Here is a 20,339-nt window from a genome sequence, read left to right as displayed (position 1 = left end):
CCCGATGTGCCTCTGCGTAAGCAGAGTGGACGCCGGGCGTTTTTTTATTCCCCTTTCAGCTGAGTCGACGCCAGGGCGGCCAGCTGAATTTTATGGAGGCCGAAGCAGCACTCGGCACTCATTTCGAACAAGGCGGGGACGTCGATGTCCCCGAAGTAGCCCGTCACGCTCCCGGCATACTCGGGAAACCAGTCCCCGGGCTCGGGAGCCGTCAGCGGGACATCCATCCACGTGCGTTCGAGCTCGGGACTGTAGATGCCCGCCGCTCCGGCTTTCAGCTCGCAGCCTTCCAGCTTCGGCCCCGCTGCGCTTACACCGGGGACGTCCTTGCGGATGCGGGTGAACAAATGCGGCCAGTAGTCCGCCCGTGAACCGGTGTGCGGCTGTGCGGAAGCGAAAAGCACCACGCCCTGGTGGACCGCCGGAATGCCGAACAAGATGGTGTACAGCGTTTTTCCGAACTCGATCCGTTCCTTGATATCCGTGAAGTCTTCCAATATTTCGCCGGCCAGTTTCAGGCGGTCTGCCGACTTGTGCAGAGGATCTTTGTGCAGGGCGAAAGGGAAGAAAACCTGATTCAGCTGAAGGAGCGCCTGGGCTTGAAACTCCGTCGTTTCCAGAACATGCGTAACGAAATAGTGCTGTTTGACTACACGGGTTTCTATAAAATGCTGTTCATTTACGATTAGGGAGACCGTTAACAGGACCGGATCGTGAGCCGCCCAGAATTCCTCCCAGACGGGCTTCATAAAAACGGACACACCGAAAGCCGGGAGCAGATGGAACAGAGGCTCGCCGGTCCGTTTCGACTCCTCGTAGAGCAGCAGCTGCGGATAAGCGTCCCCGAATATGAGTGCATTCGCTCTCTCCAGAAAAGCGAAAAGAGCCTCGCGTCCCGGATGTTTCAGCAGGGTAGGAAGGAACTCTCCCTCCAGGTCCGTCATGTTCCAGCCGCCGTTGCGGGAGACCATATGGGCGAGAAGGGCCCAGTGGAGCTCGGGATGCTGCTCATACAAATTCCAGTAAGCCCGGGTCCGGGTCACGTTATTCCGGTTTTTCCGCTGCGTATCGAGGCGGATTCGTTCCACGAGCTGCAGTTCCTGTGCGGACAGGGAAGACTCCGGATCCGGCGGGTTTACGGGCAGTACAGCGAGGACCTTCCACGCCCTGCGCAATCTTTTGATACTGTCCTTGCCCGGTACAAGCTTTTGGGCATTCTGTCCCAGATGAAAAGCGGATTGCAAAGAAGCCAGTTTTCCCGATGCAAGCTGGGTAATCGTGTGCGGCACCCCCGCCAGCCAGTGCCCGATCGTTTTGAGCGGATTGTTGTCTTTGACCCCGTTGCCGTTCATTGTTGCAGCCTCTTTTCCCCGGATTACTTTGTGAAGCAGCCGTAACGTCAATCATTAGGTTGCCCGGTTTTTCCGAATTTCCATCTTCCTGCACGATATGCAAACAAATGGGCAATGGTCCTGCTTTCCAGGAAAATTTATCGGGAATGTGAGTCTTTTTGCTTACTTGCGCGTATATAAAAGAGTTAGCAATAATTGGGGGCTGGAAAGGAGCCGGAGAAATGAAAGTGAATAACTGGAAAAAAGTACTGTGCGGGGGCACAGGCGCACTCATGATCGTCCTTACGGGTTGCGAATCCGTAGGAGGTCTTGATGTGAACAAGGCGCTGGTCAACCAGTACTCCGTCAAATCGGCGGAATCGCAGGAGACGCTCAAGTTCGAACTTCTGACAGGAGATCTTGGCGGGCTGCCGCCTGAGGCGCAGAAGCTGGTAGGCCTGTTTAAAGAAGTGACGATTAAGTTTACGGAGGAGAAGATCCAGGATCCCCGGAACGCATCGATGAAAGGTGAATTTACATACGGCAAGGGAAGCATTCCTTTCGAACTGTCCCTTCAGAACGAAGATATTATTATCCGTATCGAAGGCGTAAGCAAGCCGATTTACATCCGCAATGCGCAGACAAGTCCGCTTAACGGAGGCCTGCTCGTACCGGGACAGAAGAGCATTCAGGAGCTTCAGAAGGTGCTTGAGGACAAACTGCCGACGTTCGCATCGTTCTTCATCGGCCATGCGCCGAACCCGAAGACGATCGGGGTCACGTCCGTTTCGGAGAATGTGTACAACGAGACGGTTTCCCTGCAGAAGCTTCATGCCGAAATTAAAGGCAGCGAAGCGCTCGGTCTGGTGAAAACCTTCCTGCAGAACATCGCCGCAGACGAGAAAGGCCTGAAGGAATTCCTCGGCACCGTATTCGACGTATTCGGACCGATAGCCAAAGAAGCAACCGCACAGGCAGGTGAGGAAAACAAGCTGTTAGATGCTTATCTCTCCAACAAAACGTTAGCGGTCGAAACGATGTATACCGCCGTACAAACCGGGCTGAAGGATGTCCTGGCAAGCTATGACGAAACGGCCGATAAGCTGGTGAACGGTCCCGGCAATGAGCCGATCCGCGACATTTTGAGCGACCGCTCGTCCGTAAACGTGGACCTGTATGTGGACAGTTCCCAGCATATCCGTAAAAGCAGCGCGGGAATTACCATTCCGCTGCCTGAAGCGGAAACGGGTCTGAAAGGGATCAAGCTGAGCGTGACCGGAGAAAGATGGAATATCAACCAGCCGGTTACGACCAACCCCGTAAAAGCGGACGGAGAGCGTTTCACTTTCGATGCGGCTGATCCGGACTCGGTTCCTTCTCTCGGAAGCTTTCTGAAATCGGTGGATAAGAATTCCTCGATTTACAAGCTGCTTAAAGAGGATCTCCAGATCACGAAGCGTTCCTTTACGCTGTCGCTGGACGATGAGGACATGAGTTTGTTCGGCTTTGGCGGCTACCGCAAAGGCGACGTTTCCATGGCGCCTGTGACGTATGTAGCGAATATGCTCGATGCGAAAGTGAAATGGGACGGGGAAACGAAACAAATTACGGTAACGGACGATCTTGGCGGCCATACGATCGTGTTTACGCTGGGCAGCGCCGAAGCGCTGGTTGACGGTAAACCGGTTGCGCTTGAGCAGGCTGTCGAGCTTAACGGGGATTATACGAACGTTCCTTTGAGATTCCTGGCCGAAGCGCTGGGCGGAGAAGCGAAATGGGACAGCGAGCAGGATGCCGTCATCATTACACGTCCGTAAGCAACCGGGGATTTAAGGCAGAAGCCGTATAGCATGGGAGAAGAGCGGGCTGTGTATAGCCCGCTCTTTTTTTTGCCCGCAGCTGTTTTAAATCGGGTGGATAAGGAGATTATCCTATAAAGGCGGCAAAGAGGAGATCAGATGGAAATCAGACAGTTTCAGGTATCGGATATTCGACCCATTGTCTCGTTATTTTATGAAACCGTTCATTCCGTAAACAAAAAAGATTATACCCAGGAGCAGCTTCATGCATGGGCATGCAAAGAGGAAGAGAAGCTAGTGTTGGAATCCTGGAAGGATTCGATGAGCAGTCATATCGCGTATGTTGCCTTAATCGACGGCAGAATCGTCGGCTTCTCGGATATGACGCTGAACGGATATGTGGACAGACTGTATGTGGACAAAGATTTTCAAGGACAGGGGATAGCCTCGGCTTTAGTGAGTGTTCTTGAATACGAGGCCAAAAAACATGAGCTTGCCGAACTGGAAACGGATGCAAGTCTTACGGCCCAATCATTTTTTGAACATCACGGGTTCCGGTTAGTTCGGGAGCAGCATGTGGAACGCAAGGGGATTAAGCTGGTTAACTTTAAAATGAGGAAAGAATTGAGTCACGAGGTTTGAAAGAAACCGGCAGTGGACGAAAGCATGGCCCTACAATAAAGAGCCGACACCTCCGGAGGTGTCGGCTCTTTAAATGCGAGACGGGGTGTTTATGCGTCCCCCGTTCTTCAGTTCTCATTCTCGGCTTCCCCGTCCGGGGGAGGCGCCGGTGCGTGGCCCGGCATTCTGCCTGCACGCACCAGCGCTTCCCGGAGCAGAAATTCGATGTGCCCGTTGACGCTGCGGAATTCGTCGGCTGCCCAGCGCTCCAAAGCTTGATGGAGCTTCGGATCGAGCCGCAGCGGAAAGTTCTTCTTAACAGCCATGCGTCCGCTTAATAGATAGAGCTGGAGTTGATGACAGGCTGGGCGGACCTGTCGGAGACAACCGCTACGAGCAGGTTGTTGATCATTGCGGCTTTGCGCTCTTCATCCAGCTCGACGACGCCTTCCGCCTGAAGGCGGGCGATTGCCATCTGCACCATGCTGACCGCGCCTTCCACGATTTTCTCGCGTGCGGCTATGATGGCGGAGGCCTGCTGGCGCTGGAGCATGGCGCTTGCGATCTCGGTGGAGTAGGCCAGGTGAGTCAGCCTGGACTCCAATACTTCGACGCCGGCCACGCTGAGGCGGCTTTGCAGCTCGAAGGTGAGTTCTTTGGCAACCTCTTCGCTGTTGGCGCGCAGAGAGTAGGCTTCTCCGGCATAAGAGTCGTACGGGTATTTGGAGGCGACATGACGGAGGGCGGTCTCGCTTTGTATTTCCACGAATGCCTGGTAATTATCGACTTCGAACTTGGCTTTGGCCGTATCGACTACGCGAAAAACGACGACGGCCGCAATTTCAATGGGATTGCCGTCCACATCGTTGACCTTCAGCTTGGCGCTGTTGAAGTTGCGGACACGCAGCGATATTTTCTTGCGCTCGCTGAAAGGGATGGTTACCCAGAAGCCGCTGTCGCGGACGGTGCCGCTGTAGCGCCCGAAGAAATTGACGACCATCCCTTGGTTAGGCTGCACGACGGTAAATGAGCTGAGTACTACGGCTGCCAGCACAAACAGCAGTACGGCGGGGATAATCAGTTCCTCGGTCAGGCAGAAAATACCTGCTCCGATAAATACGACCATAGCAAGCAGGCCGACAAATCCGTTGATTTTCCATACATGACGTTCGGTCATCGCGTTCATCTCCTTTAAGGAATTCGAAAATTTAAATATCGTTTTGATATTTATATGATATCACTTTTTACAATGTCTGTAAATGGTTAGATGTTCCGTACTTTCCGCTGTTATTGACAGCTTCCGAGGAGCATGCTATAAGATAAACAAGTTTGTCAGATTCCGATGAAGCCGGTCGGGAATGAAGGCCGGACGATTCGATTTGAGGTGATCCCCATGGAAAAAGTCCACAACGAACAAGATTTCCGCGCCGCGGTGGAGAAATCCGAAGTTACCGTAGCCGTTTTTAAAACAACCTGGTGTAAAGACTGCCATTATATCGATCCTTTTATGCCGGATCTGGAGAAGGCTTATGCCGGACGCATCACGTTCATCGAGCTGGATCGTGACGAAGTACCCGACCTCTGCGAAGAGCTGAACATTCTGGGCATTCCCAGCTTTATCGCCTTCCGCAGCGGGCAGGAGCTGGTCCGGTTTGTCAGCAAGCTGCGCAAAACGCGCGAAGAGATCGAGCAGTTCCTGGACCGTGCGATCGAAGTGGGCAACGCGCTGGCTAAGTGAGGCAGGGCGCCGGAGACCCGCTCTTTGGTAAGTCAAGCCCAAACAGCTGTTCCTTCGGGGATGGCTGTTTTTTGTGTGCGGGACCTGACGGTTACGTCATACCTTCAAAGTTCCTATGCTGCCCGTGCTCTGCCTGGCGTTTGACCGTCCGCTGCTGCAAAGCGCCGGAACGCTCGCTTGTCAAGCGGGCTGCACGGCTGCCTTCCGGCTTCTCGATGATTTCGAAACGTACGGGCGCTGCGCTTATGCAATCAACCGCACATATGGAGGGGGGGATCCCTGCCCGCTTGTCCGCTTCACCGAAACCCTCCTGCCGCTGATTCATGCCGCTCCGCACCCGGCTCTATGCATAATTTGCGGTCTTTAGGGACTCCCTAATGAGTGGACGCGTACATGCCGCTTCTTTCAAGGCTTTGTAACATTTGCGAATGGAATTGGCCCCGAATAGTAGCTATAATGAATAGGAGCGGCATTGCTGCTGTCGGCAGCCAAATCTCATGCAAAAATAGCCTTATTGATTATAGAGAAGTAGGTGCATGTTATGTATAAATTAACGAAGCGGTTGTCCTTTCTGACCATGATCGGCATGTTCCTGATCGTGATTATGGGCGCGCTCGTAACCAAAACCGAGTCGGGTTTGGGCTGCGGTAACGAATGGCCGCTCTGCAACGGCAAGTTCGTCCCGGCTTATACGATCTCGTCCGTTATCGAATACAGTCACCGGGCGGTGACGGGCCTTGTGGGGCTGCTGCTGCTCGCCACATTTATTCTTGTTTTCAAAACGGTCAGCCGAAAGGACGCGAAATATTTCGTAGCGGGTGCGGGTTTCTTTACCGTGCTGCAGGCGATTATGGGGGCCCTGGCCGTTGTCTTTTCGCAGTCTTCCGCGGTTATGGCGCTTCATTTCGGCCTTTCGCTGCTTGCTTTCGCCATGACGCTGCTGCTCTGGCTGACGTTCACGAAATGGGGGAACTACACGGTTTCCGTCGCCCGGACGGCGGACGGCCGCACACCGGCTCTGTCGAAGGATGCGGCTCCGATCGGCCGCGGCTTCCGTGCTTTCGTCTGGTTTGTCGGCGTGTACTGCTACATCGTCGTTTATGTGGGCGCCTTTGTCCGTCACACGGAGTCTTCGGGAGGCTGCATCGGCTGGCCCCTGTGTAACGGACAGGTCGTCCCGGAACTGACGGGCGCCACCGGAATCGTATTTTTCCACCGCATTGCGGCCGTGATTATGTTCATCTTCGGACTTACTTTGTTCCTGGTCGCACGCAAGAAATACAGCCATCTTGAAAATGTCTACAAGGGCGCAGGATGGGTGCTCGGCTTCCTGATCGCTCAAATTTTCAGCGGAGCCACCGTTACCTGGTCTTTGGGACACGATACGGCTTTCCTGTTCACCGGCATGATCCACGCCGTCCTGATCTGTGCCTTGTTCGGCTGGATCAGCTACCTGTGCGTCGTTATGCTGAATGCCCGCGTACCGCTGGGCGTGGAGCATCCCCGTTCCAAGAAGGGGAGCCGGAAGCCGGCGAAGGCTCCCGTTAGCAGAAAGGAAGCCGTGACGGAATAACCTGCGGCCCTGGCCGTCTCCGGCATCCCGGTCGACCCGAGAACTACGCCGTCGCATTCAATAAGAGGGAGGAAAACGCGCTGCTTTTCACGAATGTGAAGGGCAGCCGTTTTCTTTTTGCGGCGAAAATATTCGTCTGACGGAATGCCGGGAGGAGCCAGGATATCCCATGCAGCCGCTACCCATGCGGCGCTGAAGAGCATCCGCCGAGGGGCGATGGATTCCGCCTTGACCCGCTTTCCCGGCAGGGCCGGTGAGAGCGGCTTAACCGTCCAGATAAGACGCCCTGACCCGGCGCCCACGATTTCCATTTTTCGAAAAAGGCTCATTTAGGGTAATCCAAAAGAAGGCGCTCCGGGAGGCGCGGCCGCTTCACGCGAAGATCAGGCTCGGCCTGACCGGAATGTATGGATCACGGAGACGGAGCTCATACTGAAAAAAATAAGGAAATGAGTGAAAGCCATGCTAAGATCGATTTTCAACGAGACGAAACGCAGCGAGCGCTCCGACGAGCGGCTGGAACAAGCTTTCACTTCGATCAAGCGTTATTTGAACGTCCTTCAGCAAAGCCGACATTCTTCGCCCTCCTACAGCCCCAAAAAGCTGCATAGACTCTATGTATGGACCCAAGGATTTCTGGATGCCCTGGATGAGCTGGAGGAGAGTAAATACTGTGCCGGTCGTTTTGCCGGGCGGGTCGAGAAATCTTATCTAGATGATATGCAGCCCGAGGAACTGGACGATTACAGGCGGTATGTTTATTTTTATAAAAACGCCCTCATCCGTCTCTTTTCGGTGCTGGATAAGCTGGGGTACTTTTTGAACGATTTGTTCGATCTCAAAACGGAGACCCTCAAAACGCACTTTTCCTTTTTTACCGTATTGCGTAAAATGAGAGAGAGCGGGGTTCATCTCGCCCTGCAGCAAAAACTGTACGAACTGAAAACAGAAACCAAACAGCCGCTTCAGGTTCTTCGCAACCAGCGGAATATGGAAATTCACTACGTGAATGTAGAGATGCTGGATGATCTGATGCAGTCCCACTCCTATTTGGGTGACCGCATCCAAGTGGAGGATATCGCGGATAATCTGGCACAGCTGGACCGCGGATACGAGATGGTTTGCATCACGATGGATCTCGTGTTCCAGTATATATCCAGGGGCAGCACAGGGGGAAACGGGGAGGAGAATCATGGCGGAGGTACGCAGAACGGCTCTCATCACGGGCAGCGCGAAAGGGCTCGGGAAAATGGCGGCTCTAACGCTGGCCAATCAAGGGTATGATATCGTTATCAATTATGTACATAGTGAAGAGGAAGCGCACGACCTGGTCAGGCACATCCAGAATACGGGCGTCCGCGCCGCCGCGATTCAAGGCGACGTCTCCCGCGGCGAGGATATCGAACGCATCGCGGAGACGGTAGGGGAAACGATGGGCGGCGTCGATGTGCTCGTCAACAACGCCGGCCCGTTTATCCGCGAACGGAGGCTGTTCGCGGATTATACGCGCGATGAGATCGATTATCTCATCCGCGGCAACCTGCTCGGCGTGATCCAGCTGGATCACGCGCTGCTGCCCCACATGCGGCGCAAGCGCTGGGGCCGCATTATCCACTTCGGCTTCGGGCATGCCGCCGAAGCGCGCGCCTGGCCCCACAGGGCCGTCTATGCGGCCGCCAAGGTGGGGCTGGTTTCGTTCACGAAGACACTGGCCGAAGAAGAAGCGGCACACGGGATCACCGTGAACATGATTTGTCCGGGCGATATCCGGGGAGCCAACAAGGAGAAGCGGATCGAGGAAGTGGAGAACTGCACCGACGATGAAACGCCGCGGGGCAGACCCGGTACGGGCGAGGATGTCGCCCGGGTGCTGACCTTCCTGTGCGACCCGAAGTCGGATTTTCTGACGGGGAACATCATGGAAGTGAACGGCGGCCTCGATCCGATTCAGACCCTGCCCATGCTGAAGCAGAGCAGGTAAGCGACGCCCGCTTCGCGCCCATAAAAAAAACCGGCCCTATGGCCGGCTTTTTTTATTAGAATACTTGAACAACCTCGACAACGCCTTCTACTTCTTCGACAAGCGCACGCTCGATACCGGCTTTCAGCGTAATCGTGGAGCTCGGGCAGCTTCCGCATGCACCCATCAGCTTCAGTTTTACGATACCGTCTTCCACGTCCACCAGTTCCACGTCACCGCCATCACGCTGCAGGAACGGGCGAAGCTTATCTAGAACCTCAAGTACTTCATCATACATGGGTGCACTTTGGGTATTTTCAGTCATTTTAATCGACTCCTTTCTTATTTTATTATAGTACATTTCGGGGAAAAAAAATATCCCCCGCATATAAAGGGGCAGCCGGCCGTTCGGACCGGCCGTTTATTTTTTTTCAAAAAAACACTTCTTATTCCGCTGCATATGTTATATAATACAAATCATATAAATCCAGAACTGTATTATAACATTTAAAAACGGGAAGGATGGAGTCACGATGAACGAGAATAACGATTGCTTCCACTGTTATGGAGATGGGGAAACGGAGTGTCAAAGCTGCTCCGGTGAAGGAAGCAGAGGAGACCGGGGAATCTGTACGTCCTGCGGAGGAAGCGGGAAGACGGCCTGTGCGCGCTGCAGCGGAAGCGGTGTAGTGGCCGATGCGTTCGACGTTCAAGACTCGATCACCGACATTATGCGTAGCCTGTATTTTAGACCGGAGTATACGAGGGGAAGATAATGGCGTGCCGTCCGTCCGTCTGCGGAACTTATGCTCAAATCTCCCGGGATGTGTTACAATACAGATAGTTTGTGAAACAGGTGGAGATCAAACATGAGACCTATCATTGAGTTTTGCGCAAGCAATATGCATCACGGTACGGACGCCGTCATGAAGAAGCTGGAAGGCAATCCGGATTACGATGTTATCGAATACGGATGTCTGGGAAACTGCGGGGAATGTTACCTTTTTCCTTTCGCCATGGTTAACGGTGAAATCGTAGCGGCCGAGACAGCCGACAAGCTCTTTGACGAAATTTCCAAAAAAATAAAGGAAGTCGAAGAGATGTACGATCTGTTCGGCGACTGAATAACAAAAAGCCCGGTCTGCACAATAGATGCAAACCGGGCTTTTTTTGCGTTTCTAGCCCCAGTGGTGTTTGGACATCCACAGGACTCCGTTTTTCAGGACACGCGGTACCATGCCTGTCATAACGGTCTTCTTGCCCATCAGGCCGAAGCCTGTCTTCTTGCCCAGGGAGCCGAGAACCCCTTTGAGCTTGATCTGGCCAAGCTTGGGCGTTTCGTTCTTCCACAGCGCCTGCATCACTTCAACGATCTGTTTGCCCTGCGATTCGGCCGCCTGCGCGCTCGGGGAGAACGGCAGGCTGGCGCAGTCGCCGACGACGAACACGTTCGGGTGGGACGGGATCTGATGGAACTCGTTCAGCAGAACGCGTCCGGAAGGATCCTTGTCCACGGGAAGCTGCTCGACGATCGGACTCGGCTTGATGCCGGCCGTCCAGATCGTGGCGTCCGTGCGGATGATCTCTTCTTCGTTGTAGAGATCGCCGCCTTCCAGTCTTTTCAGAGAGACGTGCGAACGCATTTCGATGTCGTGGTCGAGCATCCAGTCGCGTACGAATTCTTTCGCCTTGGTCGGGAAAGAGGACAGGATGCTTGCGCCGCGGTCCAGGATGCGGATATTGATATCCTGCCGGCTTTCGCGAAGCTCCGCCGCCATCTCTACGCCGCTCAGACCTCCGCCGACGATCGTAACCTGACCGTAAGGCACGACATCATTGACACGCTGGTACGTGATGCGGGTTTGCGAGAACGTTTGAATGCCGTTGGAAAATTCCTGCGCGCCTAGAATACCGTGAAAATTGTCCACACAGCCGAGGCCGATGACGAGGTAATCGTAGTCGAGCGGTTCTTTGTCGGCAAAGATCACTTGTTTCGTTTCCAGGTTCACTTCCGTGACCTCTCCGTATTTAAGCGATAGTCTGGGATCGTTCGGATAGGCAACGCGAAGTTCCGTCTCGGCGGCCGTACCGGCAGCCAGCGCGTAGTATTCCGTCTTCAGTCCTTGAAAAGGCGAGCGGTCGACCATCGTGACCGTCCAGTTGTCGGGTATTTCTTTTTCCAGAAGCTCTGTGGCTATGGTAATGCCGCCATAACCGCCTCCCAGAATAACAAACTTGTTCATGTTACATGAATCCCTTCTGCCATGGCTTTTGTTCGTTTCATCATCTGCTGTAAAAGGTTTCTAAAAGGTTCTTACCCCAATTAGTTGTAGGTTTGAACCACATTGTAGAAGGTATCCCGTTCAACCGGAATTCGTCCCGCTCCTTTAATCAGCCAGACAAGATCATCTTTCGTGACTCCGTCCGGTGATTGAGCGCCCGCGGCATGGGAGATGCGTTCCTTCACAATGGTTCCGTGAGCGTCAGATGCGCCGAATTGGAACGCAAGCTGGGTCACTTTGATGCCCATGTTAATAAAATAGGCTTTAATATGCGGGAAATTGTCGAGCATTAAACGGCTGATCGCAATCGTCTTGAGCTCGTCGACGGCAGGCACGCGGCGGCGGATACCCGCGTTCGCGCTGGCGGGCTGGATCGAATTCGGGATGAACACGAGGAATCCGTCCGTTTCATCCTGCAGTTCGCGCAGCAGGGCCATATGCTCGATACGCTCTTCAAGTGTCTCGATCGAGCCGTAAAGCATCGTCGCATGCGTCTTCATGCCGAGCTGGTGAGCCGCACGGTGGACATCCAGCCACTGGTTCGTGTCGGCTTTCTCGACTCTCATCTTCTTGCGGTAGCGTTCGGTCAAAATCTCGGCTCCGCCGCCGGGCAGCGTATCGAGACCTACGTCCATCAGGGTGCGTAGCACCTCTTTGTAGCTGAGTCCGCTAATCCGCGCGAAAAAGTCGATTTCGGCAGCGGTATGGGCTTTGATCGCAACTTGCGGATAATGCTGTTTCAGGGTGCGCAGGGCGTCCAAATAATATTGGAACGGAACATGCGGATTGTGACCCTGGCTGATGTGGAACTCACGAATATCCGGGTGGAAATTTTCGGAGATATACGTCAGCATCTCAGATGGCGTCAGCGTGTAGGAGCCTGCCTCGCCCTCGTCTCTGCGGAAATGGCAAAACGCGCAGTGTTCTTCGCAAACGTTCGTAAAATACAAACTCATGTTTTGTACAAAATACACGTTTTTGCCGTTCTTGCGCAGGTTGACCTTGTTGGCTAATTGACCAATGGTCAACAAATCGTCCGATTGGTACAAAAACAGGCCGTCTTCCCGCGAAAGACGTTCTCCGTTCTCGACTTTTTCTGCAATTTCCGCCATGCGGCGCTCAGGACTGTCTATAATGACATTCACTAGTATACCCTCCCCGTCGGATCTTTTGAATCCATCCTGTGTAAATTTTTCACCGTACGTTCAAATCGGGTGAACCTATACAAAGAAGCATATCCCGTCAACCGTATAACGACGGCTGCAGGATTCCATAATAAAAAAACGATAAAAGTCCGGTTTCATCCCTCCTATTATAAACCTGTCACCCCAAAGGGGCAATAAGGATAAAGCTTGCAGCTCTTCCAAGGGGTCCGAACCGCCGCTTTTTTTACAAGTTTGACGGTAAATATATTCGCGGTCCCGGACAGAAACTGGTAAAAAGGTCTTTATTATCCTTCGGGGTTTGATGTACACTGAAATGGTGATCTTTTTTTGGATAGGATGGTCGGTACATATGCAGCAATCGGAGGAGTGGGAATGCAGACAGAAGCTTGACGTCAGAATCGAGCAGCTGCGGTCCCAAATGGTAGAGAACGGGATGAAATACGGATTCCTGCACCCGAGTGTACAGCACGACAGCAGAAGACTCGACAAACTTATACTGCGGTACTACCAGCTGGAGCGGGGAGAGTCACCTCTTGAGACGAAGCTTGAATAGGAGTATACTATAGGAAGATAAGTGGATTACTAAAAGACTGCTTTCAGGAGCCCGGCGCTGGATTAAGGCCGCTCCGTACAAGGAGGTTTACTTATATGAGTCTGATCAAGATCAGTGAAGAAGCAACAGGCAAGATCAAGGAGATGCTCGAAGCCGAGGAAACACCGGATCTTTTTTTGCGTGTCGGTGTCAAAGAAGGCGGCTGCAGCGGTTTTTCATACGGTATGGGGTTCGATAACGACCAGAAGGAAGAAGATACGGTTCTGGATTTCAGCGGCTTGAAAGTGGTCGTGGACCCGGAAAGCGCGAAATACCTGTATGGCGTCGAGATTGATTACAAGGATGCGGGTATGGGCGGAGGCTTCACGATCGACAATCCCAATGCGGTAGCATCTTGCGGCTGCGGCGCTTCCTTCAAGGTGAAAGGCGAAGAGGGCAAAGCGGAGAAGTGCGACGACTAAACCGTTTTATAGCGAGAACCTGGGGCATTTTACATCCCCACGGTTCTTTTCTTTTGTGTTCGTGGCCCACGTGCGAGCGGAAAAATAAAAACCTGCAAGAGGCGCCCTGAGGCTGCCATCTAGCAGGTTTCTTTTGCAGAATTCAATAGTTTGAGATGTGAAATGCAAGCAGAGCGAACCGGCTAAGTTTGGGGCAGAGCTTCCGGTTCAAGCACCGAGGTGCAGCGCGGACAGCGGGTTGCCTTGGCGGCGATTTCCGAAATGCAGTAAGGGCATTCTTTCGTCGGTTCGGACTTGGGTTCCTCTTGAGCCTCTTCTTTTTTGCGCAGCTTGTTCATCTGGCGGATCATCAGGAAAATGACGGCCGAAACGATGAGAAAATCGATGATATTGTTGATAAAGGCTCCGTAATTGATCGTGACGCCGCCTGACAGAGGAAGTTTTAAATTCTTGAAGTCCATCTTGCCGAGCAGCAGACCGATCGGGGGCATAAGGATATCGTTGACGAGCGAGGTCACGATTTTATTGAAAGCGGCCCCTATGATAACGCCGACCGCAAGGTCCACGACGTTGCCGCGCATAATAAATTTTTTGAATTCCCCGATAATTTGAATTTTTTTAGGTTGATTTTCCAAGTTCTATACAGCCTCCCTTTTACCCTCCTAGTCTATCAAAGGGGGCGGCAGGGAATCAATATACAATTAATAGAGAATGCGTTTGAGAACGCGCGTGTTCTCCCCGTACTTCATCTTCATCTGCTTGGATTGTTCCAGCATGTACGCATACAGTTCCTTCAAACGGAGCTTCTGCGGCCGGATGGTTTCTTTCACTTCTCCGTTGACTACGATGTCGTAGACGATCATGACTCACTTCTCCTTTCGCTTACTGAACCCAGTATAAACGGCCAGTATTAAATCTACGTTAAATGAGATCGTCCATCCTGTGAAATTTACAGGTCCCAAGAGGGAGTACGGACGACAACTATGTTCAATATATGCGAAAGGAGTCGGATTATTCCCGTTATATGGGAAATCGGTGCGGAGATTTGGTTAAATACGCAAATGAAGCGTAATGAATTCTGTTGATGGAGGGACAAGTTCCGATTATTTGTTTTTATCACGGTAAAGTGAAAAAAGGTGTGTATAACTTTGTCCACAATATCCCCCTACAAAACTCGCCAATATTAGAGTCTATTCACAAATTACCCACAAGATATGCACATGGGTTTGTGGATAACAGAACGATTGTTCTAAATTTTGGCACATGGTAATATAATGACAAGTTAAGTAGGAAAGGTGGTTGGTATGAGACAGATTAGCGACGAAACTCTCGTTGAATCGTATTTCAAAGCCCTTGACCTCGAACTGGAATCGGAATTTGTCGATTTACTACTAGGCGAAATTAACCGGAGACATATTGTGCTGGAAGCTTATCATAGCGATGAAGCTGCGCTTGCGTAGCTTCTTTTTTTGTCCGCCGGCCCATATAGAAGATCAAGTTAAGCTCTCGGGAACGGCCATCACCGAGCTTGCGCCGCATGCCTCGCAATAAAGCATATGCATGCATTCGCTCCGTGCGACATCCGGGTATCCGTTGGTCATGGAGATATCCTCGATCGGCCGGTAAGGCGCGTAGGGACCGAAATAATCGTTAACCCGTCCGTAGTCGGACGCGCTGCCGCTTCCACAGTTCGGACAGACGGCGCTGAGCGCTTCCATCCCGTTGCAGACGGTGCAGAAAGAAGACAAAGGGCACTCCTCCTTAATCGGCTCGCGGGTTCGCGGCGTCAAAGTTAGAATGCCCTCCGGACTTTATTTTCATTTGTAAGAGTTGCCTGGCAGCTCTTGCATCAGAACTTCATGTTGCTGCTGTGTCCCGGTGAAAGTTTGGCGGACGGGTCCAGATAAACTTTCGCGTTGTTGACGGCGGTAGGCGCTTCTCCGAAGCCCACGGCGATCAGCTTCAGCTTGCCCGGGTACGTAGTGATGTCCCCTGCCGCGAAAATGCCGGGTACGTTCGTCTCCATCCGCGAATCGACGACGATCGAGCCGTTCTCGATCTGAAGCCCCCACTCCGCTATCGGACCCAGGGATGAAACGAAACCGAAATTAACGACGACGGCATCGACGTCGAGCACCGTTTCTTCTCCTGTCTTGACATGCTTCAGGGTTACTTTGCGGATCTCGTCGTCGCCTTCGAGCACGGTGATCTCGGTCGGCGTCACAACGTTGACCCGGGAATTCATCAGCTTCTCCACACTGTGCTCGTGAGCGCGGAATTTATCCCGGCGGTGAATGAGCGTAACCTGCTCGGCGATCGGCTCCAGCATAAGCGACCAGTCGACGGCGGAATCGCCTCCACCGCTGATGAGAACCTTCTGACCGGCGAACGAATTCAGATCGCTGACGAAATAGTGCAGATTCGTTTTCTCGTACCGGGCTGCTTCCGGCAGTTCCAGACGGCGCGGTTCGAAGGCGCCGACGCCTCCGGTAATGATAACCGCCTTGCCGAAGTGAGATTCCTTATCGGTGATAACCTCGAACAGGCGCTCCTCTTTCTTGACCACCTGCAGTACCTTTTCTTCCAGACAAACATGAATCGGAAAGTGATTCATTTGGACGGCCAGGCTGTTTACAAGCTCTTGCGCAGTCACTTTCGGAAATCCCGCTACATCGTATATATGCTTTTCAGGATACAGAGCGGCAAGCTGCCCGCCCAGCTGAGGCATACTTTCGATTAACGTAACGGAAGCCTGACGCATACCCCCGTAAAACGCCGCAAACATACCGGCCGGTCCGCCCCCGATGATGATCAGGTCTTTCACTTGGTCGTGCTGAATTTCGGTTTCACTCACTACTCGGACACCTCCACTGTTCTGCACATTGCTTTCTGCTCCATTATAAACTCCCGAAATGAGGAAATAAACCAAATAGATGAAGAAAAGCCGAGCAAACCGGTCGGCAATCCCTTTGAAAGGCTCTTTCAAGCGTGCAGGTTTGGGACTAACTTCCTCCATAATTTGTGGAAATTACTGGTTGAAAAACCTTCGTTTTTGAGGAAATTGACCCTTGCTATTTAACAGGGCACATTATATGATTGCATGAGATTGGTGCTGCATTTCCGTGAAAAATGGCGAAATTGCCTAGCTTAAAGGATAGAGAGAGAAACATTTTCACGGACATATCTGTCAGGAGATATGTGTTAATTTTCACAATGCAAGCCCTTAAAAAAGTATGGAAGTGAGAGAGAACCAATGAGTAGAGTCCCAAGGATAGTCATATTGGGCGCTGGCTACGGTGGTGTTGTAACATCTTTACGTCTTCAGAAACTGTTAAATTATAACGAAGCGGACGTAACGCTGGTGAACAAGCATGATTATCATTATATTACGACCCATCTGCATATGCCCGCAGCCGGAACGGATAAACCTGATAATGCACGCGTCAATATTTCCTCTCTGATCGATGAATTCAAAGTGGACTTCGTTAAATCGACCGTAGTTCAAATACGCTCGGGGGAGAAGAAAGTCATCCTCGAAGACGGCACCCTGTCCTACGATTATCTGGTTATCGGTCTCGGCGGCGAGCCGGAAACGTTCGGAATCCCGGGTTTAAAAGAATATGCGATGACGATCCGCAGCATTAACAGCGTACGTCATATCCGCGAACATATCGAATATCAATTCGCCAGGTTCAAGCAGGAGCCGGACCGCAAAGAGCTGCTGACTTTCGTCGTAGGCGGCGCGGGCTTCTCCGGCATAGAATTCGTCGGTGAACTGGCGGACCGTATCCCCGAGCTGTGCAAAGAGTTCGACGTGGACCCGGCGCTTGTCCACATTTATAATATCGAAGCGGCACCGACGGCTTTGCCGGGCTTCGATCCGGAGCTGGTCGAGTATGCGATGCGCCTGCTGACCGATAAAGGCGTCACGTTCAAAATAGCCACCGCGATCAAGGAATGCACGCCGGAAGGCGTCCTCATCGCCGGCGATGAATTCATCAAAGCGGGCACCGTCATCTGGACGGGGGGAATCCGCGGCAATCATCTCTTGGAGGATGCGGGCTTCGAAACGATGCGCGGCCGCATCAAGGTCGATGAATTCCTGCGCGCTCCGGGTTACGACAATATTTTCGTAACGGGCGACTGCTCCCTGGTGATGAATCCCGAAGACAGGCCATACCCGCCGACGGCTCAAATCGCGACCCAGCAGGGGGAGAACTGCGCGTTCAACCTCGTGGCTTCCATTCGCGGCAACGCATTGAAAGAATTCGCGTTCGTAAACCGCGGCACGGTAGCTTCCCTAGGCAAAGGCGAAGCCATCGGCATTGTGGGGACGAAGAAAATGAAGGGCGGTACGGCGGCTTTAATGAAGAAAGTCATCGATATGCGCTACCTGTATACGATTGGCGGTCTTCCGCTCGTGGTCCGCAAAGGAAAGCTGCGCTAATCCGCTTTCCTTCCGGATAAGATGATCAAGACCGAAGCCGCTAACGGCAACCGTCCGCAGAGGGCGTGCCGGGGCGGCTTTTTTTGCTTAGCGGGTAAGGCAGCCAGGGGAGGTGTACATACGAAATGAGACACTGCAGTGTACAAGTACGCGGCCTTCTGACGCGCAGCGAGCTGGACCGCTACAATGCGCTGATCGAAGTCGGCCACTATCTGGAAAACCAGAAGGAATACGGTCATGTGGCCGTCGTTCAGAAGGAGATTGACATTCTCATCCTTCCGGCGATAGAACGACTCAAGGAGAAGAGCCGTCAGCGTGACCGCGATACGGAGGACTACCTGCGCCGCAAGGCGGAGATGGAAGCCGAGATGAAGCGGATCGCGGAGGAAGACGACGAGGACTAGCCGTGTGGTTGACCATCGTCATGTGACGCCGAGCACCGCGCGCCGGGAGCTTCGCGCGGTGCGGCTTTTGTCCTTTCGGGCGAGGAAGCTGCCGCCTAAGCGGAGGGGGCGTCTTAGCTAGGGGCGCCGCGTCCACCCGCGGAATCGTCCGCACGGGCTGTGGCGACGGTACGTGTGGACGGGGACGTCCGCACGCTGCGAGACGACGGCCGTACCGTGCCCGATGGTCCGGCGCAAGCGACCGCCTGCGTCGCGGTTTTCCGCGGCGGTTCGCCGGTCGCCGGCTGCGGCGCCCGTGTGCACATGACCGCGAGCGTCGAGCGCCGGCTGCCCCACTCCCGCCGGCACAAAAAAGCCTGAACGCTTCCCTAAGGGAAACGTTCAGGCTTTTTTGGCTTGCCGCGGTGCGGCTATACGTCCAGCAGACGGCCGAGGCGGTCATCGTCGAGCAGGTTGCCGACGTAGAAGTCGCCGAACTCGCCGTAGCGTGCGCTCACTTCGTCGAAGCGCATTTCGTACACGAGCTTCTTGAACTGCAGCGCGTCGTCGGCGAACAGCGTGACGCCCCATTCCCACAGATCGAAACCGACGGAGCCGGTGATGATCTGTTTGACTTTGCCGGCATAGCTGCGGCCGATCATGCCGTGGCTGCGCATCATGGCTTTGCGCGATTCGAGATCGAGCATGTACCAGTTATCGCTTCCTTGGCGGCGTTTGTTCATCGGATAGAAGCAGATGTGCTTCGCTTTAGGCAGCGTCGGCTTCAAGCGTGCGACCACTTCCGGATTTTCCATAGGATCGGAGCCCGGCTTGGACATGTAGCTGCTCAGCTCGACGACCGATACATAGGAGTAAACCGGGACTGTGTATTTGGCGAACGCCGATTTGTTGAAGGCGGTCTCCAGATCGTTCAGCTCTTCGAGCGTTTCGCGAAGCTGCATGAACAGAATATCGGCCTTCTGGCCTACGATACTGTACAGCGCCGTGCTTCCTTCTTTATTATCTTCAATTGTTGCCCACTCGCCGATAAACGAACGAAGCTCGTCCTCCGCGCGCTTGCGCTCTTCCGGAGATGCTTCTTTCCAGGCGTTCCAGTCCATGCGGCGGAAATCGTGCAGGGCGTACCAACCTTCTAATGTTTCGATGGCTTCACTCATAAGAAACGGAAACCCTCCTTTAATCTAGGGAAATCGGGCCTTACCAATCTTTCTCATTGTATCGGCTCCGCTTTCAAAAGGCAAATGAACAAACGGTGTCGAGCGCTCAATGTTCATGATGTGGACACTTTACCTGACCGTGGAAATTGCTTTACAATAGAGAGAAGAATGCGTAAAAGGGGTGGACCGATTTTGATTCAGTTGGTCATCGTCATCGTCCTGATGTTCGTGCTGTTTTTTGGACTCGGGTTTATTCTAAATATGCTGATGAAAACGACCTGGTTTCCGGTCTATGCGTTTGTGGCGCTGATCATCGGGCTGAGCTTCTATTACAGCGACAAAATGACATCGATTACAGCGGTGGATATCGCGCCGGTTATCGGCGGACTCATTGGAGCCGTCGTGAGCGGGACAACCATCCGCACGCTGAGAATCAAAGGCTTCAAAATGTTCTAGAACGCGCTGCAAGGACAGCCAGCAAAAGCCCGGAGCATCAGCTCCGGGCTTTCTTAATGATAAGGGATATTCGTTTGCGGGCTTCCGCAGCCGATTAGTACGAGTGGTAAGAATCGTGATAGCCGTATCCGGCGTAAGGCTCTTTGGGTACGAGCAGGGAAGCGACGATGTAGATCAGAGTGAAAGTGCCGAAGCTGAACACGGCTCCGATTACGGCGATCAGGCGGACGATCGTGGCGTCCACGCCCAGCAGTTGGGCAAGGCCTCCGCAAAGTCCTGTAAGTTTACGGTCTGTTCTGGAACGGAAAAGTTTGTTCATGATTGAATCTCTCCTTTGAAATGGTCGATTAGTTGTCCGGAACCGGTCCGGCTCGTTTGTCTTGCGCCGTTT

Annotated in this window: 27 protein-coding genes; 14 read left to right on the top strand and 13 right to left on the bottom strand. The window is 53.1% G+C overall.

Annotation, left to right across the window (positions count from 1 at the left end):
- Positions 1-44: 44 nt before the first annotated feature.
- On the bottom strand, positions 45-1,352 hold the full coding sequence (locus AC58P5_RS09595; protein WP_497385910.1) for a DUF2515 family protein: 1,308 nt from the start codon (positions 1,350-1,352) through the stop codon (positions 45-47).
- Positions 1,353-1,573: 221 nt separating this feature from the next.
- Between AC58P5_RS09595 and AC58P5_RS09590 the strand changes: the two genes are divergently transcribed.
- Together AC58P5_RS09590 and AC58P5_RS09585 are read left to right on the top strand one after the other, a co-directional pair.
- A complete protein-coding gene (locus AC58P5_RS09590; protein ID WP_497385909.1) occupies positions 1,574-3,148 on the top strand; it encodes a copper amine oxidase N-terminal domain-containing protein in 1,575 nt (524 codons plus the stop codon).
- A 141-nt stretch (positions 3,149-3,289) separates the two neighbouring features.
- The gene (locus AC58P5_RS09585) at positions 3,290-3,772 is read left to right on the top strand and encodes a GNAT family N-acetyltransferase (RefSeq protein ID WP_497385908.1); all 483 of its coding nucleotides are present in this window, start codon (positions 3,290-3,292) and stop codon (positions 3,770-3,772) included.
- A 107-nt stretch (positions 3,773-3,879) separates the two neighbouring features.
- On the opposite strand, the gene AC58P5_RS09580 is transcribed toward AC58P5_RS09585, so the two are convergent.
- Both AC58P5_RS09580 and AC58P5_RS09575 read right to left on the bottom strand, forming a co-directional pair.
- A complete protein-coding gene (locus tag AC58P5_RS09580) occupies positions 3,880-4,077 on the bottom strand; it encodes a type II toxin-antitoxin system antitoxin (RefSeq protein ID WP_497385907.1) in 198 nt (65 codons plus the stop codon).
- 8 nt (positions 4,078-4,085) lie between these two features.
- On the bottom strand, positions 4,086-4,928 hold the full coding sequence (locus AC58P5_RS09575) for an SPFH domain-containing protein (RefSeq protein ID WP_497385906.1): 843 nt from the start codon (positions 4,926-4,928) through the stop codon (positions 4,086-4,088).
- Between the two features lie 216 nt (positions 4,929-5,144).
- On the opposite strand from AC58P5_RS09575, the gene AC58P5_RS09570 reads away from it, so the two are divergent.
- The gene (locus tag AC58P5_RS09570) at positions 5,145-5,489 is read left to right on the top strand and encodes a thioredoxin family protein (protein WP_497385905.1); all 345 of its coding nucleotides are present in this window, start codon (positions 5,145-5,147) and stop codon (positions 5,487-5,489) included.
- A 91-nt stretch (positions 5,490-5,580) separates the two neighbouring features.
- Here the strand turns inward: AC58P5_RS09570 and AC58P5_RS09565 are convergent, their stop codons facing one another.
- Positions 5,581-5,814: a hypothetical protein gene (locus AC58P5_RS09565; RefSeq protein ID WP_497385904.1), complete on the bottom strand. Its 234-nt coding sequence runs from the start codon at positions 5,812-5,814 to the stop codon at positions 5,581-5,583.
- Between the two features lie 216 nt (positions 5,815-6,030).
- Between AC58P5_RS09565 and AC58P5_RS09560 the strand changes: the two genes are divergently transcribed.
- The 3 genes from AC58P5_RS09560 (at position 6,031) to AC58P5_RS09550 (ending at position 9,043) form a co-directional block, all read left to right on the top strand.
- Positions 6,031-7,062 carry a COX15/CtaA family protein gene (locus AC58P5_RS09560; protein ID WP_497385903.1) on the top strand — a complete coding sequence of 344 codons (1,032 nt, stop codon included), beginning with the start codon at positions 6,031-6,033 and terminating at the stop codon, positions 7,060-7,062.
- 462 nt (positions 7,063-7,524) lie between these two features.
- Positions 7,525-8,346 carry a Cthe_2314 family HEPN domain-containing protein gene (locus AC58P5_RS09555; protein WP_497385902.1) on the top strand — a complete coding sequence of 274 codons (822 nt, stop codon included), beginning with the start codon at positions 7,525-7,527 and terminating at the stop codon, positions 8,344-8,346.
- Positions 8,255-9,043, top strand: coding sequence for an SDR family oxidoreductase (locus AC58P5_RS09550; RefSeq protein ID WP_497385901.1), 789 nt, complete (start codon positions 8,255-8,257; stop codon positions 9,041-9,043). Before AC58P5_RS09555 ends, AC58P5_RS09550 begins: the two co-directional genes overlap by 92 nt.
- Before the next feature lie 55 nt (positions 9,044-9,098).
- Here the strand turns inward: AC58P5_RS09550 and AC58P5_RS09545 are convergent, their stop codons facing one another.
- A complete protein-coding gene (locus tag AC58P5_RS09545) occupies positions 9,099-9,347 on the bottom strand; it encodes a NifU family protein (RefSeq protein WP_497385900.1) in 249 nt (82 codons plus the stop codon).
- Between the two features lie 208 nt (positions 9,348-9,555).
- On the opposite strand from AC58P5_RS09545, the gene AC58P5_RS09540 reads away from it, so the two are divergent.
- Complete coding sequence (locus tag AC58P5_RS09540) at positions 9,556-9,798, top strand: hypothetical protein (RefSeq protein WP_370001050.1); 243 nt, start codon at positions 9,556-9,558, stop codon at positions 9,796-9,798.
- 93 nt (positions 9,799-9,891) lie between these two features.
- Positions 9,892-10,146: a YuzB family protein gene (locus tag AC58P5_RS09535; RefSeq protein WP_103995869.1), complete on the top strand. Its 255-nt coding sequence runs from the start codon at positions 9,892-9,894 to the stop codon at positions 10,144-10,146.
- Positions 10,147-10,200: 54 nt separating this feature from the next.
- Here the strand turns inward: AC58P5_RS09535 and AC58P5_RS09530 are convergent, their stop codons facing one another.
- Positions 10,201-11,265 (bottom strand): NAD(P)/FAD-dependent oxidoreductase, encoded by a 1,065-nt coding sequence (locus tag AC58P5_RS09530; protein WP_497385899.1) that lies wholly within the window; start codon positions 11,263-11,265, stop codon positions 10,201-10,203.
- A gap of 80 nt (positions 11,266-11,345) precedes the next feature.
- The gene (gene mqnE, locus AC58P5_RS09525) at positions 11,346-12,449 is read right to left on the bottom strand and encodes an aminofutalosine synthase MqnE (protein WP_497385898.1); all 1,104 of its coding nucleotides are present in this window, start codon (positions 12,447-12,449) and stop codon (positions 11,346-11,348) included.
- Positions 12,450-12,819: 370 nt separating this feature from the next.
- On the opposite strand from mqnE, the gene AC58P5_RS09520 reads away from it, so the two are divergent.
- Together AC58P5_RS09520 and erpA are read left to right on the top strand one after the other, a co-directional pair.
- Entirely contained in the window at positions 12,820-13,023 is a 204-nt protein-coding gene (locus AC58P5_RS09520; protein ID WP_016423556.1) for an aspartyl-phosphate phosphatase Spo0E family protein, read from the top strand.
- A gap of 101 nt (positions 13,024-13,124) precedes the next feature.
- Positions 13,125-13,484 (top strand): iron-sulfur cluster insertion protein ErpA, encoded by a 360-nt coding sequence (erpA, locus tag AC58P5_RS09515; RefSeq protein WP_181024426.1) that lies wholly within the window; start codon positions 13,125-13,127, stop codon positions 13,482-13,484.
- Positions 13,485-13,666: 182 nt separating this feature from the next.
- On the opposite strand, the gene mscL is transcribed toward erpA, so the two are convergent.
- Positions 13,667-14,092 carry a large-conductance mechanosensitive channel protein MscL gene (gene mscL / locus AC58P5_RS09510; RefSeq protein ID WP_497386055.1) on the bottom strand — a complete coding sequence of 142 codons (426 nt, stop codon included), beginning with the start codon at positions 14,090-14,092 and terminating at the stop codon, positions 13,667-13,669.
- A gap of 93 nt (positions 14,093-14,185) precedes the next feature.
- Positions 14,186-14,347, bottom strand: a complete 162-nt coding sequence (locus AC58P5_RS09505) for a hypothetical protein (RefSeq protein WP_009676280.1) — start codon at positions 14,345-14,347, stop codon at positions 14,186-14,188.
- A gap of 441 nt (positions 14,348-14,788) precedes the next feature.
- Between AC58P5_RS09505 and sda the strand changes: the two genes are divergently transcribed.
- Entirely contained in the window at positions 14,789-14,944 is a 156-nt protein-coding gene (gene sda / locus AC58P5_RS09500; RefSeq protein ID WP_009676266.1) for a sporulation histidine kinase inhibitor Sda, read from the top strand.
- A gap of 33 nt (positions 14,945-14,977) precedes the next feature.
- Here the strand turns inward: sda and AC58P5_RS09495 are convergent, their stop codons facing one another.
- Both AC58P5_RS09495 and AC58P5_RS09490 read right to left on the bottom strand, forming a co-directional pair.
- Positions 14,978-15,232, bottom strand: coding sequence for a hypothetical protein (locus AC58P5_RS09495; protein ID WP_497385897.1), 255 nt, complete (start codon positions 15,230-15,232; stop codon positions 14,978-14,980).
- A gap of 101 nt (positions 15,233-15,333) precedes the next feature.
- Positions 15,334-16,338, bottom strand: a complete 1,005-nt coding sequence (locus AC58P5_RS09490; RefSeq protein WP_497385896.1) for an NAD(P)/FAD-dependent oxidoreductase — start codon at positions 16,336-16,338, stop codon at positions 15,334-15,336.
- A gap of 399 nt (positions 16,339-16,737) precedes the next feature.
- Between AC58P5_RS09490 and AC58P5_RS09485 the strand changes: the two genes are divergently transcribed.
- Positions 16,738-17,931, top strand: coding sequence for an NAD(P)/FAD-dependent oxidoreductase (locus AC58P5_RS09485; RefSeq protein WP_497385895.1), 1,194 nt, complete (start codon positions 16,738-16,740; stop codon positions 17,929-17,931).
- 125 nt (positions 17,932-18,056) lie between these two features.
- The gene (locus tag AC58P5_RS09480) at positions 18,057-18,335 is read left to right on the top strand and encodes a hypothetical protein (protein ID WP_009676256.1); all 279 of its coding nucleotides are present in this window, start codon (positions 18,057-18,059) and stop codon (positions 18,333-18,335) included.
- Between the two features lie 410 nt (positions 18,336-18,745).
- On the opposite strand, the gene hemQ is transcribed toward AC58P5_RS09480, so the two are convergent.
- Positions 18,746-19,492 (bottom strand): hydrogen peroxide-dependent heme synthase, encoded by a 747-nt coding sequence (gene hemQ / locus AC58P5_RS09475; RefSeq protein ID WP_497385894.1) that lies wholly within the window; start codon positions 19,490-19,492, stop codon positions 18,746-18,748.
- A gap of 192 nt (positions 19,493-19,684) precedes the next feature.
- Here hemQ and AC58P5_RS09470 point away from each other — a divergent pair, with 192 nt between their 5' ends.
- On the top strand, positions 19,685-19,948 hold the full coding sequence (locus tag AC58P5_RS09470; RefSeq protein WP_009676274.1) for a YuiB family protein: 264 nt from the start codon (positions 19,685-19,687) through the stop codon (positions 19,946-19,948).
- Positions 19,949-20,042: 94 nt separating this feature from the next.
- On the opposite strand, the gene AC58P5_RS09465 is transcribed toward AC58P5_RS09470, so the two are convergent.
- Positions 20,043-20,267, bottom strand: a complete 225-nt coding sequence (locus tag AC58P5_RS09465; RefSeq protein WP_497385893.1) for a PspC domain-containing protein — start codon at positions 20,265-20,267, stop codon at positions 20,043-20,045.
- Positions 20,268-20,339: the final 72 nt, after the last annotated feature.

The organism is Paenibacillus sp. JT31N7, from assembly GCF_059692095.1.
This window is presented reverse-complemented; position numbering and strand designations above follow the sequence as displayed.

Coding starts and splice junctions, on each gene's coding strand:
- AC58P5_RS09580 (WP_497385907.1), bottom strand. CDS start 4,077: ATGGCTGTTAAGAAGAACTTTCCGCTGCGGCTCGATCCGAAGCTCCAT.
- AC58P5_RS09545 (WP_497385900.1), bottom strand. CDS start 9,347: ATGACTGAAAATACCCAAAGTGCACCCATGTATGATGAAGTACTTGAG.
- AC58P5_RS09570 (WP_497385905.1), top strand. CDS start 5,145: ATGGAAAAAGTCCACAACGAACAAGATTTCCGCGCCGCGGTGGAGAAA.
- AC58P5_RS09540 (WP_370001050.1), top strand. CDS start 9,556: ATGAACGAGAATAACGATTGCTTCCACTGTTATGGAGATGGGGAAACG.
- AC58P5_RS09595 (WP_497385910.1), bottom strand. CDS start 1,352: ATGAACGGCAACGGGGTCAAAGACAACAATCCGCTCAAAACGATCGGG.
- AC58P5_RS09485 (WP_497385895.1), top strand. CDS start 16,738: ATGAGTAGAGTCCCAAGGATAGTCATATTGGGCGCTGGCTACGGTGGT.
- AC58P5_RS09535 (WP_103995869.1), top strand. CDS start 9,892: ATGAGACCTATCATTGAGTTTTGCGCAAGCAATATGCATCACGGTACG.
- AC58P5_RS09590 (WP_497385909.1), top strand. CDS start 1,574: ATGAAAGTGAATAACTGGAAAAAAGTACTGTGCGGGGGCACAGGCGCA.
- AC58P5_RS09465 (WP_497385893.1), bottom strand. CDS start 20,267: ATGAACAAACTTTTCCGTTCCAGAACAGACCGTAAACTTACAGGACTT.
- AC58P5_RS09575 (WP_497385906.1), bottom strand. CDS start 4,928: ATGACCGAACGTCATGTATGGAAAATCAACGGATTTGTCGGCCTGCTT.
- hemQ (WP_497385894.1), bottom strand. CDS start 19,492: ATGAGTGAAGCCATCGAAACATTAGAAGGTTGGTACGCCCTGCACGAT.
- AC58P5_RS09555 (WP_497385902.1), top strand. CDS start 7,525: ATGCTAAGATCGATTTTCAACGAGACGAAACGCAGCGAGCGCTCCGAC.
- AC58P5_RS09520 (WP_016423556.1), top strand. CDS start 12,820: ATGCAGCAATCGGAGGAGTGGGAATGCAGACAGAAGCTTGACGTCAGA.
- AC58P5_RS09550 (WP_497385901.1), top strand. CDS start 8,255: ATGGCGGAGGTACGCAGAACGGCTCTCATCACGGGCAGCGCGAAAGGG.
- AC58P5_RS09565 (WP_497385904.1), bottom strand. CDS start 5,814: ATGAATCAGCGGCAGGAGGGTTTCGGTGAAGCGGACAAGCGGGCAGGG.
- AC58P5_RS09480 (WP_009676256.1), top strand. CDS start 18,057: ATGAGACACTGCAGTGTACAAGTACGCGGCCTTCTGACGCGCAGCGAG.
- AC58P5_RS09560 (WP_497385903.1), top strand. CDS start 6,031: ATGTATAAATTAACGAAGCGGTTGTCCTTTCTGACCATGATCGGCATG.
- sda (WP_009676266.1), top strand. CDS start 14,789: ATGAGACAGATTAGCGACGAAACTCTCGTTGAATCGTATTTCAAAGCC.
- AC58P5_RS09530 (WP_497385899.1), bottom strand. CDS start 11,265: ATGAACAAGTTTGTTATTCTGGGAGGCGGTTATGGCGGCATTACCATA.
- AC58P5_RS09505 (WP_009676280.1), bottom strand. CDS start 14,347: ATGATCGTCTACGACATCGTAGTCAACGGAGAAGTGAAAGAAACCATC.
- AC58P5_RS09585 (WP_497385908.1), top strand. CDS start 3,290: ATGGAAATCAGACAGTTTCAGGTATCGGATATTCGACCCATTGTCTCG.